The organism is Acinetobacter lwoffii, assembly GCF_024129715.1.
GTDB lineage: Bacteria > Pseudomonadota > Gammaproteobacteria > Pseudomonadales > Moraxellaceae > Acinetobacter > Acinetobacter lwoffii_U.
This window is the reverse complement of the sequence record NZ_JAMXXM010000002.1, coordinates 211992-227047: the sequence shown is the minus strand read 5'-3', so window position 1 is coordinate 227047 and position 15056 is coordinate 211992. Positions and strand designations below refer to the sequence as shown.

The following is a 15056-nucleotide window of genomic DNA, read 5'->3' as shown; positions in this document are numbered from 1 at the left end:
TGATTCGTCGTTTAAATGGTATTAAAAAATAACATTTTCTTGCGTCTCTGCTCATTGTTCAATGCTATATTCAAGATAAATTAGATCGGCAGGATTAGAGATTTTTCATTGAAACGATTGGCGCTGGCGTGTGGCTTAAGTCTGTATATGGTAGCAGGGCACGGCTCTAACCATGATTTTAATCAAGTAAATGTACAATTTTCTGTGCCTGATATTGGTACAGGCGTCGGCTTACTCGATCAACAAAAAGAAAAAATGATCGGTGAAAAAGTCTATCGTGAAGTGCATAAACAAATGCCGGTCCTGCAAAATCCATGGCTTGAAGATCAGCTGCTCTCAGTATTTTCTCATATCCTGAGTCAGACTCAATTGCAACAGCCGATCGGTTTGCTGGTTATTAATGACCCGCAAATTAATGCCTTTGCTGTACCAGGTGGTCTTTTTGCACTTAATGCTGGTCTGATTAATTCAGCCCGAAACATGGATGAAGTGGCAGGAGTGATGGCACATGAAATTGCACATGTCACACAACGTCATTACAGTCGCTCTCAGGATGCCTTTAAAGGGCAAGGTTTACTGGCGCTAGCTGGAATTCTCGTCGGTGCTTTGGTCGCTTCTCAGGCAGATGGTGATGTCGGCACAGCGGTCATGATGGGTTCACAGGCAGCACTTCTGGATAAACAGCTCACTTATAGCCGTAATCAGGAGCGTGAGGCAGACCGGATTGGTATGCAATATATGTATCGTGCCGGCTATAACCCGCATAGCATGGCAGACTTCTTTGAGGTCATGCATCGCTCGACCAGCCGATTGAGCTTTCTGCCAGATTTCTGGTTCACTCATCCACTCAACACAGAGCGTATGAGTGAAGCGCGTTTACGTGCCAACCAGCTTCCTGCGGTGAAACGCAATCTCAATGATCAAGACTTTGAAATTATCAAGTGGTATAGCAGGGTATTGTCTGGTCAGACCAATGCAGAGCAGCTTATCCTGATGGATCGGCAAAATAATTTTGCAGGCCAGCTTGCCTTAACTGCCTATCAAATACAACAGAGCGATTTTCAGGCCGCGCAGGCCACTTTAGATCGAGCAAAAAAGCATAACCAGATGCATCCTTTACAGGTTTTATTCCAGACTGATATTTATTTAGCTCAGAACCAGCTTGATGCAGCTTTGGAAAGTGTAGCGTCAGCAGCGCGGATCATGCCGGAAAATCGAGCGCTCAATTATAAATATGCAGAAGTGTTGATTCGTGCCAAGCAGCCTGCTCAGGCAAAAGTCTTGGTACAGCGATTTTTAAATGGCAATTCACGGGATGTGAGTGGCTGGCGACTGATGCAACTGGCTGCCAATGCAGAGCCAGATTCGCCGATCAAGGCTGCTAATGTGCTGCGCTATCGTGCTGAAGTAGAATACTGGTCAGGATATGAAGAAACCGCGATCAAATCATTATTGCATGCACAGCGTAGCGTAAAGAATAATCAATCTTTATCGTCAACTATTCGCCAACGTCTGAAACAGATGCAGCAGGCACATCAATATAAGATTTAAAGCTGAACTGGGTTTTAAGTTTTTGTATCAGGATGATATAGCAAGAATATATTCAATCAGGCTACAATATTTTTGAAAGATCAGCGTGAATCAAATTGAAGCATAATATGAAAAAAATACTATTGGGCGTGTGTCTACTGGGGTGGAGTTATGGGGTTTTTGCTGCGAGTGCAGTTGAATATGTGGAAACGATAGAACGAATTAATGCGGATTATAAAAAGGAATCGCGTCAGTTTTTAAGTGGTTTAAATCCGCAGCAACAGGGATTTAGTCCTGAGCAGAATGCAAAATTTTGTGGAATAGTAGGACGCTATGTTGATCGTTTATATCAAGCCGCTGACCAGAATCGTGCTTATCTGGATCGTCAATTTCAAAATATGAGTAAACAGGATGTAATTGTAGAAGTGAAATCGTCTAAAGAGATGCAATTACTTAAGCGTTATCAGGTCGATTGTAATTTGCAATGAGAATACGTCAGGAACTGTCTTTGATTAAAGGCAGTTCAACGTTAAAGAGAGAATACTAGAGAGTATGGATTAAGCAAGTTGCGCTTTGATTTTGGCGGAAACTTGTGCAGGATCGGCGCGCCCGGCTATGAGCGGACGCAGAGAATTCATCACCTTACCCATATCTTTCATGCTAGTAGCTTGTTGCGCTGCAATAGCTTGCGCAATCATGGAATCAAGTTCTTCCTCAGTCATAGCTTCTGGTAGAAACTGAGACAAAATCTCAATTTCGGCTTGTTCCTTACTAGCTAAATCATCTCGGCCAGCGCCTGCAAAGGCTTTAACCGATTCTTTACGTTGTTTAATTTGTTTTTCAATGACCGCAAGAACCTGAGCGTCGTCAAGTTCTTTGCGCTCATCGACTTCGATTTGCTTAATTGCTGCCTGTAGACTACGAATGACCGTCAGCTTGGACATTTCTTTGGCACGCATTGTTGCTTTCAAAACATCCGTGATTTGGTCTTTTAAAGTCGTCATTATTTATTCCAGGCAATCAATCACAAATTAATCTTAGTAAAGGCGAGTCGTACGTACTGATTCACGCGCCAATTTCTTTTGGTAGCGTTTAACAGCAGCAGCTTTTTTGCGCTTACGTTCTTGAGTTGGTTTCTCGTAGAATTCACGCTTACGTACGTCAGCAAGAACACCCGCTTTTTCGCATGAACGTTTGAAACGACGGATAGCTACGTCTACTGGTTCGCCTTCTTTCAATTTAACTTGTGGCATGAAGAATCCTCATATCAGTTAGGGTAAGATCTCGGGCTGAATTGCCCTCAATCACAAGTGAAGGTCAGTATTTTACTCATTTACATCTCATACCACAAGTCTATAATAGTTACTGCAATAGAATTGATACAGGTTATAGGCAGTTTAATGATCGTTTTAGGCTTGGAAACGTCGTGTGATGAAACAGGACTTGCGCTGTATGACAGCGAGTTGGGTTTGCGCGGACAGGTGCTTTATAGCCAGATTAAACTGCATGCAGAATATGGCGGTGTAGTTCCAGAGCTGGCGTCACGTGATCATGTGCGTAAACTGATTCCACTCATCAATGAGCTGCTTGAACAGAGCGGCGTGAAAAAATCAGAAATTGATGCAGTCGCATATACACGTGGCCCAGGTCTGATGGGCGCACTCATGACAGGTGCATTGTTTGGTCGTACTTTGGCCTTTGCGCTGAATAAACCCGCAATTGGTGTGCATCATATGGAAGGTCATATGCTGGCACCTTTGTTGTCAGAAACTCCGCCTGAGTTTCCATTTGTTGCATTGTTGGTATCGGGTGGACATTCTCAGCTCATGGCTGCTTATGGCATTGGCCAGTATGAATTACTTGGTGAATCCATTGATGATGCAGCCGGCGAAGCCTTTGATAAAGTCGCGAAAATGATGGGCTTGCCATATCCGGGTGGTCCGAATATCTCTAAACTGGCGGAGCAGGGTGACCCGAATGCCTTTGCATTCCCGCGTCCAATGCTGCATCAAGGCCTGGAATTTTCATTCAGTGGTTTAAAAACGGCTGTTTCTGTACAGATGAAAAAACTTGGTGATGAAAATCGCGATGCCGATATCGCTGCCAGTTTTCAGGAAGCCATTGTTGATACTTTGGTGAAAAAGTCGGTGAAAGCACTGAAGCAAACAGGTCTTAAACGTCTGGTGATTGCGGGCGGTGTCAGTGCCAACAAGCGTTTACGTGAGCGTTTAGAAGTAAATTTAGCCAAGATCCGTGCATCTGTTTATTATGCTGAACCTGCACTCTGTACAGACAATGGTGCCATGATTGCTTTTGCGGGCTATCAGCGTCTCAAAGCAGGGCAGCATGATGGCTTGGCGGTGACCACCACACCGCGCTGGCCAATGACGGAACTGACTAATCCGACAGAGGCATAGATTTCAGGCTTGAAGAAAAGAGGCTTAGGCCTCTTTTTTATTGTGAATTTTTAAATGAAAACTTATAGCAACGATATGTTGTAAATATATAGTTTTATGGCTGTATTTAGAGCTCTTATATTCTATTGAAACTATAAAAATAGTTTAATAGCTTAAGTTGATATCATGCATATTTTTACAGGTTTACAGCAGAGGCAATCTCGGATGGAAAATATAAATTTCAAAAGTTTTCAGGATGCTGGAGAGGCAGTGTTAAAGTTTCTGCATCAGCATTTTGGCTTTAATTTATGGATGATCACCCGGGTAGAAGGCCAAGACTGGATTGTGCTGCAAAGTGAAGATCATGGTTATGATATACGACCCGGCCAGGTGTTTCACTGGGCTGATTCTTTTTGTTCTCATATGGTCGCAGGTAAGGCCCCGAGAATTGCACCCCGCTCTGAAGAAATTCCTTTATACGCCACAGCGCCGATTAATCAGCAGGTCTGTATAAAATCTTATATTGGTCAGCCACTCCTTAAAGAAGATGGCAGTTTGTTTGGAACGCTCTGTGCGATTGATCCAGAAACCAAATCAGAAGCTATTGTGCAAGATATACAACTGGTCGAGTTGTTGGGACAATTACTCAGTTCGATCTTGCAGGCAGAATTACGTCAGAGTGAGCAGATGAGACAGCATGAATTATTGCAGGAAGAAGCCAGTAAAGATGAATTGACCGGGCTATATAATCGTCGCGCTTGGGAAAAACTGCTGCGAGCAGAAGAAGAGCGTTGCAAGCAATATGGTCATCCCGCCGCTGTATTATTTATTGACCTGAATGACCTAAAAAAAGTGAATGATAATTTAGGTCATGATGAAGGTGACAAACTGATTCAAAATGCAGCGCAAATATTACGAGATAATGTACGGATCAATGATATTGTTGCTCGTTTGGGTGGTGATGAGTTTGTGATTCTTAGCGTGGAAAATGATGAAACGGGTACTGAAAGTTTAGTGGATCGTTTAATTAATGCCTTTGCAGCAGCAAACATTGGCGCAGCGATTGGTATGGCGATGCGTCATCCTGGTCATGGTTTATTTGCAGCGCTCGCACAAGCGGATCAGAACATGTTTGAATATAAGCGTCGGAAAAAATTCAGTGAATCCGTGACCAATCTAAAATAATTGACGCTTTAAATCTTCTGTAAATAATTAAGTATTTCATATTATAAAAATGATCATTTTCTATGTTCTAAAGTCATCCTATCTTTTAATATTCTCCTTCATACCTATGTGTAGAAGTTGAACATGATTCTCCATAAAAAGAAAATTCAATCCATCTTTAACTTAACCATTACAAATTTTATAAGCTTTGTTGCAAAGTAAATTGACCTAATTAAATGCGCTTTAATCGTGTTGAAAAGTGACTCTGGTAAGGAGCGAGCTTCAAATAAGCACTTCATTTCTTATGATAATTGTTGTTTGAAATATACATTAAAATTACAGAACCAAAAATTTCTTTGTTTAAAAATAAAGCGCTATCGAAGAATAAAGCTGGTTGCCAAGAAAAAACATTACCGGCAGAAATAGCATTTGAGCTGTTCAGTTTCGAGATGGCCAATCTTTAGTGATCACCAAATAAAAATGCAAAGAAATTTTAGGGAATAAATTTTATAAAAAAGCAGATTTCTATCTTTGGACTCGCTCTTGTCTCGGGTTTAATGAGTGCCTGTGGTGGTGGGGGAAGTAGCTCAGACAGTCCTACTGTCACTACACCTCCAAATGTTCCGAAAGAAAGTATTTCCTCTGAGCTTTCAGAGGAATTTGTCCTGCTTGAAGATCAGGACATTGTAGACAAAATTCGAGATAAAATTTCCGGAAATACCAGTAATGATACCGACTATAACGTTGCTCTAGGTCACATGATTGGAGAAGTATTTGCAGATTATCCTTATGGGCGTACTGCACGTATCATCAAAATTTATAATTTGGGCATCAATAGTATTAAATATCCAAATCTGATCTGTTCGGAAGTCAATACCACTGGTTCGGTCAAAACCCTGAAATTAAAAACAGATAAAGATAACTGTATTATTCTGGATAAAACTTACCGTAAAGGCTCAAACATTACTCAGACGGTGAATGGTGACACGACGACTTTAAGCTTTAGCAATATCCGTTATGGTTCAAATGTAGATTTTAATCTCAAGGACGACTACCTGATTTCTGGCACAATTGTGCATCGTAAAACCAAAAATAACATGGGTGAATCCGAATCTTATCAAATCGATCAGTTGGAATTCCAGCGTATCGCCGAGACCGGTCAGGCAGGTACTTCTGGAATCGCGTTTGATACAAAGAGCAAAGAATATCTGCAGGTGCGTAATTATAATTACAGATTGGTCGATGATTATGGCAGTGGCAGTAATGGGATTCGTACCTTAACCAGTCGTGGTACGATTATCGGTCAGCCTGATCTGGCAGATTATCGTTACAGTTTTGATTTTAATACCACGACACCATTTAAAATGGATGAAACCGTATTAAATAACTATAAGCATTTGCCAAAAGAGGGCGTGCTTAGAATTAAGGACAGCGATGATCAGGTAATTGAGGTCAAACAGAACCAGCCTGAATCATTGAAGGCTACTGTTTATTTCAATGGCAGTGAAATTGATGACCTGCTATGGTCTACCATTATCGGTGATAAAAAATAATTCGAGATGTCAAAAAAGCCCTGTATTTCCAGGGCTTTTTTTATTATTGATTGGGGAGAAGTCTTTATTACAAAACTATTTTAAATAGCCGTGCTAATAAATCAGGTAGCTGTAGCATCCAATAACAATTCAGCGGGATAAATCGCCTGCCATGAAGTTTTAAACTGTTTATGCACTTGGTCAATTGGGAAAGTACTGAGTTTTGCAATATTTTGCGCTTTTTGAATGTTGTCGGCGCGCATATATGCAATCAGGTAGTCCTGACCATGAAGTTGCAGATAAAACCAGGACTCGATATGAACCTGTTCAGCCTTAAGTGTCTCAATCACTTCGTCTTGACGTGCTTTTAAACTGCACTGCCAGTCATGAACTTGCTGCATATGTAAGGGTTTAAGCTGCATGAGAACTGCACTGACATCCATGTTTTTTATTTTCTTGATTGATCTGATTTTTATATAAACGATTTATATAAAAAAAGCGACCTGAATCGGTCGCTTTTAAACTTTTAAGAGGCATTTAGTTGGGTTGAACCAATCCAGTGCTTGGAAAACTGATAGGCAGCACGTCCTGAACGTTGACCGCGTGCCTGACACCAGCGTAGGGCTTCAGCACGGGTTTCTGGTGTGAGTTCCATGCCTGCCTTTTTAAGATAATGCTCTACAATTTCTAAATACAGGTTCTGATCCATTGGATAGAAAGACAGCCATAAACCAAAGCGGTCAGACAGTGAAATTTTTTCTTCAATCGCTTCCTGAGGATGTAATTCAGTATATTGCGGCACATCAACTCGGGTAACGGGCGTATTTTCATGCATGAATTCGGGTAATAAATGACGACGGTTACTGGTCGCATAAATCACAAAATTGCTGGAACCGGACTGTAAAGAACCATCCAGAACACTCTTTAAACTGCGATAATTTTCATCTTCGGCATTAAAGGCCAGATCATCACAGTAGACAATGAACTTCTCTGGACGCTCTGCAATGAGTTGCTGAATTTGAGGCAGATCGGATAAATCATCCCGTTCGATTTCAATTAATCGTAACCCTTGATCTGCATACTCGGTGAGTAGGGCACGAACAATGGAGGATTTACCCGTACCGCGTGAACCGGTCAGTAAGACATCATTGGCAGGTAAGCCGTTTAAAAACTGCAACGTGTTCTGGATGACTTTTTCTTTTTGTCGCTCAATCCCTTTTAAATCGGCCAGTTCCATCTGTCTAAGCTGATGAATAGGTTTGAGTTCACCATGTTGCCATTTATAGGCATGAGCAGAAAAATCAGGAATTTGTTTTAGTTCGGGCAGACTTTGCTGAAGTTGCTGCAGAACAGTCGAAAGGGCATTTAAAATATGCTCAGGTAACTCAATTTTCGCCATGATTTAACATTACAGATTTAAAATTATGGCTAAGATAGTACCATTGCAAAATTCACAGTCAAAGCCAGAAAAGTATGATAATTTGCTTAAAGTAGAGAATTTTCGTTATTGTAGAGGATAGAAAATTTGTACACATTTTCTGGCTCTGGGTACGAGCTGTATCAAGAATAAATATAGGGAAAAGGCAGATGCTGTTTAAAGATTTTACTCAGGATATTAATCCACATCAGGCCTATCGTATTAAAAAGCTCAAGCAGCAGCTGCAACAGGCTGAGTCCTATGAGGAATGGAAATATATTGCCCTGAAAATAGATGAAGAATCAGGTGCACAGGAATGGAAATTTGATAACAGTTCACCCTACTTTGATGCAGAAGTGATCGCACATCGTCTGGGTAAATTACGACGCTATCGACAACAAAAGCGCACTCGTGACCTGATGTATATTTTGCGCGAAGGCCTGAGCTACGATATTGCCAACATTGCCCATCCTCTACTGTTTACCGAAGCCTATGTGGGCACTAAAAGAATTATTGAAGATTATGTCGAAGAAGTCAGCCAAGGCTTAGCCTATATTGCTTCAATAGACTGTACCTGTCTCAGTATGGAAGAAAAAATCGAATATTTTCAGCATTGTCAGCGCGCCTATGGCCAGCCAGCCCTGATGTTTTCCGGTGGTTCGACGCTGGGTCTGTTTCATACTGGTGTATGCAAAGCCTTAATGGAGCAGGACTTGTTGCCGAAGGTAATGTCCGGTTCAAGTGCGGGTGCCATCATGACCGCCATGTTAGGTGTATCCAAACCTTCGCAATATATTGATATTTTGAAAGGCCATAATTTCTTTCATGAGGCTTTTCATTTCCGCACCATGAGTGAATTGATGAAAGGTAATGGTGGTCTGGCGGATGTAAAATATCTAAAAAAATTTCTGGTCGAAAATCTGGGTGATCTGACCTTCGAAGAAGCACTCAAAACCTCAGGTCTGCATATCAATATTGCGGTTGCACCTTATGATGCTGGACAGGATGCACGCATTTTAAATGCCTATACTTCTCCGGATTTGCTGGTCTGGAGTGCGGTACTGGCGTCTTGTGCGGTGCCGGTTCTGTTTCCACCGGTTCGTTTGACCAGTAAGCGCTATGATGGTCAATATACGCCTTATATGGGTTCAACCCGCTGGGTAGATGGCAGTGTGCGCAGTGATTTCCCACAGGAAAAAATGGCGCGCCTGTATAATATCAATTATACCATTGCCAGTCAGACCAACCCGCATATCGTGCCATTTATGCAGGATGATATTTCACGTTTCCGTAAAGGTACTTTGAGCTGGCCACAACGGATTGTTCGCCGTCAAGGCGCGGTGATTACCAAAGGAATGATGGATTTTGCCAGAGAGCATGCCGGAAGCTTGCCTCCTGTACGCCGTCTGCTGGATCATGGCTATGGTGTGGTGGATCAGCGTTATTATGGTGATGTGAATATTGTAGGTAAATATAGCCTGCGCCACTATAGCTATATGTTGCAAAATCCGCGGCCGTATCTGTTTAAAATTTTACAGCGTGAAGGCGAGCGTGCCACATGGCCGAAAATTTCCCTCATTGAGACTCAGGAACGGGTCGGGAAAACTATTCAGCATTGTCTGGAGCTGCTAAATTATCAGCATACACTTAATCCAATACCTGAATACATTGCCACGACTTAATTTAGATCATCTCGATATTTCTGATTTTGAACTGCGAATCAAAGCCCGTAGTCTGGGTTTTGGTCGGCGTCTGTATTATGCCGGAGGGCATGCGCTCTGGTTAAAATCCCAGATATCGCATAGAACTGATAGCTTACAATCATCTCCACATGCTGAACTAGGCTGGCAACATGAGCTGGATTTTTATCAGGTTCATGCCAATTCAGGTGATCTGAATTTTTTCCTTCCGCATCAAATTATTCAACAGCCTTTCAAGATCAATCATGAACAATTTGAGCAGGCCTTAATTCTGGTCGATGCGCCGGCACATTTTCAGGTCATGCCGCATCAGCAATCTATCACGCAAATTCGGCAACATTTGCTGCAAGCTGTGGAGCCTTTAATCTGCCTGCAAGAATTGGGTTATTTGCATGCCGATTTAAAGCAGGAACATTTTGTAAATAATCAGGGCAGGGTTTGCCTGCTTGATTTTGAGCATGTCCAAACACTCCATCAGAATGACCTGCATGAACTGAATGCGACACCGCGTTATATGGCGCCAGAACTGTTTCAAGGCCAAGCCAAAAGCTTACAAAGTGAAGTTTATGCTTTGGGTGTTATTTTTTATGAGTGGTTGAGTGATCAGCGTTTACAGGCGACCGACTATCTGGATTGGGCCTTTTTGCATTGTCAGCGTTTGAAGATTGAGTTACCGCAACACTTACAAGCCTTTCAAGGCTTATTAGAAGAGATGTTACGTAAGCAGAAGCAGCATAGATTTGCCGATTTCAAAGCTGTTAAAGATTACTTAATGACTGAAATTGAATGAGAAAAATACAATAAAACTCGGATTGTTTCTTATTTAATCAAACGAGTGTTTTTTTATGATAAACGGCTTGTCAGCTGGAAATGATCTCTATAATATACACAGCCATTGGGGACGTGGCGAAATTGGTAGACGCACTGGATTTAGGTTCCAGCGCCGCGAGGTGTGAGAGTTCGAGTCTCTCCGTCCCCACCAATCAATATTTGAGTAACTGGATATTGGGTGGAAGTAGAGGATTGGTGTAATGGTAGCATGACGGTCTCCAAAACCGTTCGTCAAGGTTCGAATCCTTGATCCTCTGCCAAAGTTTGAAAGAAATCCAACGCTAAGTTGGTACCCTGATGGGGACGTGGCGAAATTGGTAGACGCACTGGATTTAGGTTCCAGCGCCGCGAGGTGTGAGAGTTCGAGTCTCTCCGTCCCCACCATCATATTAAAGCAAGGCGAGTGCCTTGCTTTTTTATTGCCTGAAATTTAAGGGCGGTTTTTTAGTACCAGATTTTTGCTGTCATGGTTGATGAACATCAATGCGTTCTGGATTTAAATTCTCCAGCGAATGATCATGCAAGGGCAGAACTTTAGCAAATTTCATGGTATTGCATGCAATCTGCATATTGAATAATTTAAATGTCATATGGATCAGTTCCATTGTGTTCATCAATTTTATATGTTGGTCTAAATAGAGCATTATTTGCTCAATAATGAATTAACTGCTTAATTTTTGATATAAAAGTATTTAGCTTTTTGCAGAACTACTTGTGAATCAGGTCTGATCGCTATAATATACACAGCCATGGGGATATGGCGGAATTGGTAGACGCACTGTGTTCAGGTCGCAGCGCCTTCTGGGCGTGAGAGTTCGAGTCTCTCTATCCCCACCATCATATTAAAGCAAGGCGAGTGCCTTGCTTTTTTATTGCCTGAAATTTGGTAAAGCTGTTGTTATTTATGCGGTATTGTATTCTGATTTCAAGCACTGGTTCAGACATTATTTATCAATAATAGTTTCAGTATTCTGAATGCCTATGTTGATCAAGATTAGAAATTCATTTGAGTTTTAATTTAAAATGCTGGAATTGAATCGAAATGATTAAAAATAACGAATGGGCAGTCATATCCTAAAATGAATCAAATTTTCGGCAGAAATTTTATAAAAAATTAAAAAATAGAACTAACTGTTTATTTTATAGCGGAATAGATTGTGATTGCTTGTAAAATCGCTTGTCAATGTCGGTCTATCTCTATAATATACACAGCCATTGGGGACGTGGCGAAATTGGTAGACGCACTGGATTTAGGTTCCAGCGCCGCGAGGTGTGAGAGTTCGAGTCTCTCCGTCCCCACCAATCAATATTTGAGTAACTGGATATTGGGTGGAAGTAGAGGATTGGTGTAATGGTAGCATGACGGTCTCCAAAACCGTTCGTCAAGGTTCGAATCCTTGATCCTCTGCCAAAGTTTGAAAGAAATCCAACGCTAAGTTGGTACCCTGATGGGGACGTGGCGAAATTGGTAGACGCACTGGATTTAGGTTCCAGCGCCGCGAGGTGTGAGAGTTCGAGTCTCTCCGTCCCCACCATCATATTAAAGCAAGGCAAATGCCTTGCTTTTTTATTGCCTCAAATTTACTAAACAAAGAAAAGCCCATCGAAATGGGCTGAATAACTGGAGAATAGCGCTGTTGAATCAGTGGAAAGATTAATTTATTTTTCTTCTCTTAAATAGAAGCAATCAGGCTTTTAAATGATCTTCAAATTCCTCGCCTAACTGTAGTGCCAGAGCATTACCTGCCAGATCACAGGTCACCAGGCCATATTCTTTCTTGAAGCTGAAACTGAAACCACGATCATCGGCCAGGGTGCGTACCGAATATCCCAATTTTTCTAACCATAGTCGAAATGCAATCAAATTTTTCGCTTTAACCACTTTTTTCACGAGATCACTCCTTCATCATTGTTAAATCTTAAATAAGGGTGAAAAATTATCTTTTAAAGGGCAAATGCCTTTATTTAAATTAATTTAAATGAATTTGCGTATATAGTGAACATCGGTTGATTAAGAAAAAATCAATTTAAACGTTAAGTAAATGATTTTTATCATATTGAATAGGTTGTAACTAAATATTAAGTTTTTATAAGCTATAAATTTGGATAATTAATTTTCTAATTCAATAGCTTATTAGTGAAACAGGTTATTTCCTAATTTTATCAATCGTATGAAATAGAAAATTTCAGATCTAGAATGAGAAAATTAAAATCCAATCGACTTATTTATTAAAAGAATACCGGCTGCTGGTTTTCTGATCTTCAGCTCGATTTGCATGCTTTATACTGTCTGAAATGTAATTCTCAAACTGAATACCCGCACCATGACTGAATTAACCATTGAAGACTATGTGAATCAGCAAACTGAATTAATGCAGCAGGGACTTGATCCGGTTGCTGTGATGTTGGGACATGAAGACTGGTTGAGCTTTAGTATTCAGTCGAAAGTGGCCTATACGCCTTTCGGCAGTGCCCGTCGTTATCAGCCTGCTTTAGGTGGCTTGCTACTGGTACGTATTGATGAAATGCAGGCGGTGCGTGTCGTGACTCAAGGTGAACTGGATACTTATGCACAAAGTAACCAGATTCTTTAACATTGCTTCATGCGATACATACGTTGTCAGTTTTAGTGAATAGAATCCAAGAAGCTAGTTACTGCTATCCTACATATCATCATTCGGGATCGACATGGCCAATGTCACTTTTAAAGTTGAACGACAGAACTAATGTCATGCTCTGAAAGCAGATATTTCATTTCTATTTTGGTTTAAAGTTTAATTTCGAATAATGCCCATTATATTAAATGGGTGCAAATGAGAGAGGGTATCTAAATCTCACTTGTCAAAAATAGACAGTATAGACAGTGAATCGTTCATGAAGTAAATGGTTAAATATCCTAATACTACAAGCCATATCAGGATAATAATTCCTGCTGCCCAACAGTTTATAGGCCTTTCAACTAAGGTTTCTGCAAGAATTCTACAATCATCTATAATGTTTTGTGGGGTAAGCTTGATAACTAATAAAATACCTAAAGGTACAATAATAATATCGTCTAAATACCCCAGTACGGGAATAAAATCTGGAATTAAATCAATTGGTGAGAAGGCATAGGCAGCAATAATTAAAGCTAAAAGCTTTACAGAATTGGGCGTTCGCTTGTCTTTTGCAATAAGCCAAACAACCAAGATGTCTTTTTTGATTGATTTAGCCCATTGTTTGATTCTTTGATACATAGCAAATATTAAAAGAACTATAGAGATTTAATCATAAGAGAGTTTTCTTAAAACAATATAGATTTTTATTATCCTATTACGACTTTCTAAAGTTAGCATAATACACATTATACGAAACCATAATTTTTATTTAATATAAATCATATCTTTATAGTTTTTTTAAATCCCAATTCTGATGTATTGGGCTTTTTTATTCATTTGTTAGGTTCCACGCTGATTATTTTAAGCAATATTCCACGAATTTCTTCAATTTTAATCAATATCATCCTGTTTTTTGTGAGTCATTATTTCATGTGTTGGAACTGAAATTAGTTCCTAAAAAATAGGAGACGTGGTTGATCATAAAAAAGGAAAAATGGCACAGAAAGACATTTTTTAGATGGAGGATCAACGTGTTCCGACTTGTGCAAAAGTTGTACGTGCCTTTCAACGACATTCTATGCATCGCAAATGACAAATAAGTAAGTCGGCTGAAGCATTGATCTTCAGCTTTAAATCCGGTTTAAAATTGATCTTTCAGGGTTCTTAAACGCTGAAATTCTTCCACGCTTTCTGCACGCAGAAAAGGATTGGTTTGCAATTCATCTTCAATACTACTTGGCAGTGTGCACTGGCCTAACATACGCAAACGCTCAATATGTTCGAAGCGTTCTTGAATTGCCGAATTGTCCGGTTCGACGTGTTTGGCAAACTGGGCATTCGATAATGTGTATTCATGGGTGCAATAGACTTGGGTGCGCGGTGGCAAGGCAGCCAGACGGGACAGTGAATGATACATCTGTTCATAAGTTCCTTCAAAAACCCGGCCACAACCCATGGCAAATAAGGTATCGCCGCAGAACAGCACATCAATCGCATCAATAAAATACACAATATGGCCGAGGGTATGCCCAGGTACAGCAATCACCTGGATATCTATTCCATGAAAATTAAACTGTTCTTCATGCTCAAGCGGATGGGTGATAAAGGGAATTTTGCTTAATTCTGCCCGTGGTCCATACACGGGCAGATTTTGCCCCTGAATTAAACCCGGCACACCGCCAATATGATCTTTATGCCAGTGCGTCAGCCAGATTTGACTTACGGTTAAACCGTGCTCGGCACAATAATCTTGTACGAATTCTGCTTCGGTTGGATCAATCACAGCCACCTGATGCGACGCGGTATGTTCAAGCAACCAGATATAATTTTGCAGTGAATTCTGGACATCAATACAGTGAATTTTAAAGGGTGTCATAGCACATCACATC

Annotated in this window: 15 protein-coding genes and 7 tRNA genes; 15 read left to right on the top strand and 7 right to left on the bottom strand. The window is 40.8% G+C overall.

From position 1 onward, the window contains the following. Window positions 1–108: 108 nt before the first annotated feature. Both NI462_RS02865 and NI462_RS02860 read left to right on the top strand, forming a co-directional pair. A complete protein-coding gene (locus tag NI462_RS02865) occupies window positions 109–1551 on the top strand; it encodes a M48 family metalloprotease (protein WP_253158991.1) in 1443 nt (480 codons plus the stop codon). A gap of 107 nt (window positions 1552–1658) precedes the next feature. Further along, window positions 1659–2018, top strand: coding sequence for a hypothetical protein (locus tag NI462_RS02860; RefSeq protein ID WP_004280077.1), 360 nt, complete (start codon window positions 1659–1661; stop codon window positions 2016–2018). Between the two features lie 69 nt (window positions 2019–2087). On the opposite strand, the gene NI462_RS02855 is transcribed toward NI462_RS02860, so the two are convergent. Both NI462_RS02855 and rpsU read right to left on the bottom strand, forming a co-directional pair. Then, window positions 2088–2534 carry a GatB/YqeY domain-containing protein gene (locus NI462_RS02855; RefSeq protein WP_004280076.1) on the bottom strand — a complete coding sequence of 149 codons (447 nt, stop codon included), beginning with the start codon at window positions 2532–2534 and terminating at the stop codon, window positions 2088–2090. A 33-nt stretch (window positions 2535–2567) separates the two neighbouring features. After that, complete coding sequence (rpsU, locus tag NI462_RS02850; protein WP_001136722.1) at window positions 2568–2783, bottom strand: 30S ribosomal protein S21; 216 nt, start codon at window positions 2781–2783, stop codon at window positions 2568–2570. Between the two features lie 147 nt (window positions 2784–2930). Between rpsU and tsaD the strand changes: the two genes are divergently transcribed. The 3 genes from tsaD to NI462_RS02835 all read left to right on the top strand — a co-directional run bounded on the left by tsaD (window position 2931) and on the right by NI462_RS02835 (window position 6643). Further along, window positions 2931–3947: a tRNA (adenosine(37)-N6)-threonylcarbamoyltransferase complex transferase subunit TsaD gene (tsaD, locus tag NI462_RS02845; protein WP_253158989.1), complete on the top strand. Its 1017-nt coding sequence runs from the start codon at window positions 2931–2933 to the stop codon at window positions 3945–3947. A gap of 204 nt (window positions 3948–4151) precedes the next feature. Beyond that, window positions 4152–5111, top strand: coding sequence for a sensor domain-containing diguanylate cyclase (locus NI462_RS02840; protein ID WP_253158987.1), 960 nt, complete (start codon window positions 4152–4154; stop codon window positions 5109–5111). A 488-nt stretch (window positions 5112–5599) separates the two neighbouring features. After that, window positions 5600–6643, top strand: coding sequence for a hypothetical protein (locus NI462_RS02835; protein WP_253159062.1), 1044 nt, complete (start codon window positions 5600–5602; stop codon window positions 6641–6643). 101 nt (window positions 6644–6744) lie between these two features. Here the strand turns inward: NI462_RS02835 and NI462_RS02830 are convergent, their stop codons facing one another. Both NI462_RS02830 and NI462_RS02825 read right to left on the bottom strand, forming a co-directional pair. After that, the gene (locus NI462_RS02830; protein WP_253158984.1) at window positions 6745–7044 is read right to left on the bottom strand and encodes a DUF6176 family protein; all 300 of its coding nucleotides are present in this window, start codon (window positions 7042–7044) and stop codon (window positions 6745–6747) included. Between the two features lie 104 nt (window positions 7045–7148). Beyond that, window positions 7149–8021, bottom strand: coding sequence for an ATP-binding protein (locus NI462_RS02825; protein ID WP_253158982.1), 873 nt, complete (start codon window positions 8019–8021; stop codon window positions 7149–7151). A 188-nt stretch (window positions 8022–8209) separates the two neighbouring features. Between NI462_RS02825 and NI462_RS02820 the strand changes: the two genes are divergently transcribed. The 9 genes from NI462_RS02820 (at window position 8210) to NI462_RS02780 (ending at window position 12105) form a co-directional block, all read left to right on the top strand. Beyond that, window positions 8210–9721 carry a DUF3336 domain-containing protein gene (locus NI462_RS02820; protein ID WP_005246731.1) on the top strand — a complete coding sequence of 504 codons (1512 nt, stop codon included), beginning with the start codon at window positions 8210–8212 and terminating at the stop codon, window positions 9719–9721. After that, window positions 9708–10529, top strand: a complete 822-nt coding sequence (locus NI462_RS02815; RefSeq protein WP_253158980.1) for a protein kinase domain-containing protein — start codon at window positions 9708–9710, stop codon at window positions 10527–10529. The genes NI462_RS02820 and NI462_RS02815 overlap by 14 nt, the downstream gene beginning before the upstream one ends. Before the next feature lie 107 nt (window positions 10530–10636). Continuing rightward, a tRNA-Leu gene (locus NI462_RS02810) sits at window positions 10637–10721 on the top strand. A 35-nt stretch (window positions 10722–10756) separates the two neighbouring features. Beyond that, window positions 10757–10830 (top strand) — tRNA-Trp (locus tag NI462_RS02805). A gap of 39 nt (window positions 10831–10869) precedes the next feature. Beyond that, a tRNA-Leu gene (locus tag NI462_RS02800) sits at window positions 10870–10954 on the top strand. A gap of 367 nt (window positions 10955–11321) precedes the next feature. After that, window positions 11322–11407: transfer RNA gene (locus NI462_RS02795), tRNA-Leu, on the top strand. 380 nt (window positions 11408–11787) lie between these two features. Further along, window positions 11788–11872, top strand: a tRNA-Leu gene (locus NI462_RS02790). Between the two features lie 35 nt (window positions 11873–11907). Then, window positions 11908–11981: transfer RNA gene (locus NI462_RS02785), tRNA-Trp, on the top strand. 39 nt (window positions 11982–12020) lie between these two features. Then, window positions 12021–12105 (top strand) — tRNA-Leu (locus tag NI462_RS02780). 152 nt (window positions 12106–12257) lie between these two features. Here NI462_RS02780 and NI462_RS02775 read toward each other — a convergent pair. Then, a complete protein-coding gene (locus NI462_RS02775) occupies window positions 12258–12461 on the bottom strand; it encodes a hypothetical protein (RefSeq protein WP_004280022.1) in 204 nt (67 codons plus the stop codon). A 433-nt stretch (window positions 12462–12894) separates the two neighbouring features. Between NI462_RS02775 and NI462_RS02770 the strand changes: the two genes are divergently transcribed. Next, window positions 12895–13164, top strand: coding sequence for a hypothetical protein (locus NI462_RS02770; RefSeq protein ID WP_253158978.1), 270 nt, complete (start codon window positions 12895–12897; stop codon window positions 13162–13164). Between the two features lie 240 nt (window positions 13165–13404). Here the strand turns inward: NI462_RS02770 and NI462_RS02765 are convergent, their stop codons facing one another. Beyond that, the gene (locus NI462_RS02765) at window positions 13405–13806 is read right to left on the bottom strand and encodes a YkvA family protein (RefSeq protein ID WP_253158976.1); all 402 of its coding nucleotides are present in this window, start codon (window positions 13804–13806) and stop codon (window positions 13405–13407) included. A gap of 502 nt (window positions 13807–14308) precedes the next feature. Then, a complete protein-coding gene (gene gloB / locus NI462_RS02760; protein WP_253158974.1) occupies window positions 14309–15043 on the bottom strand; it encodes a hydroxyacylglutathione hydrolase in 735 nt (244 codons plus the stop codon). Window positions 15044–15056: the final 13 nt, after the last annotated feature.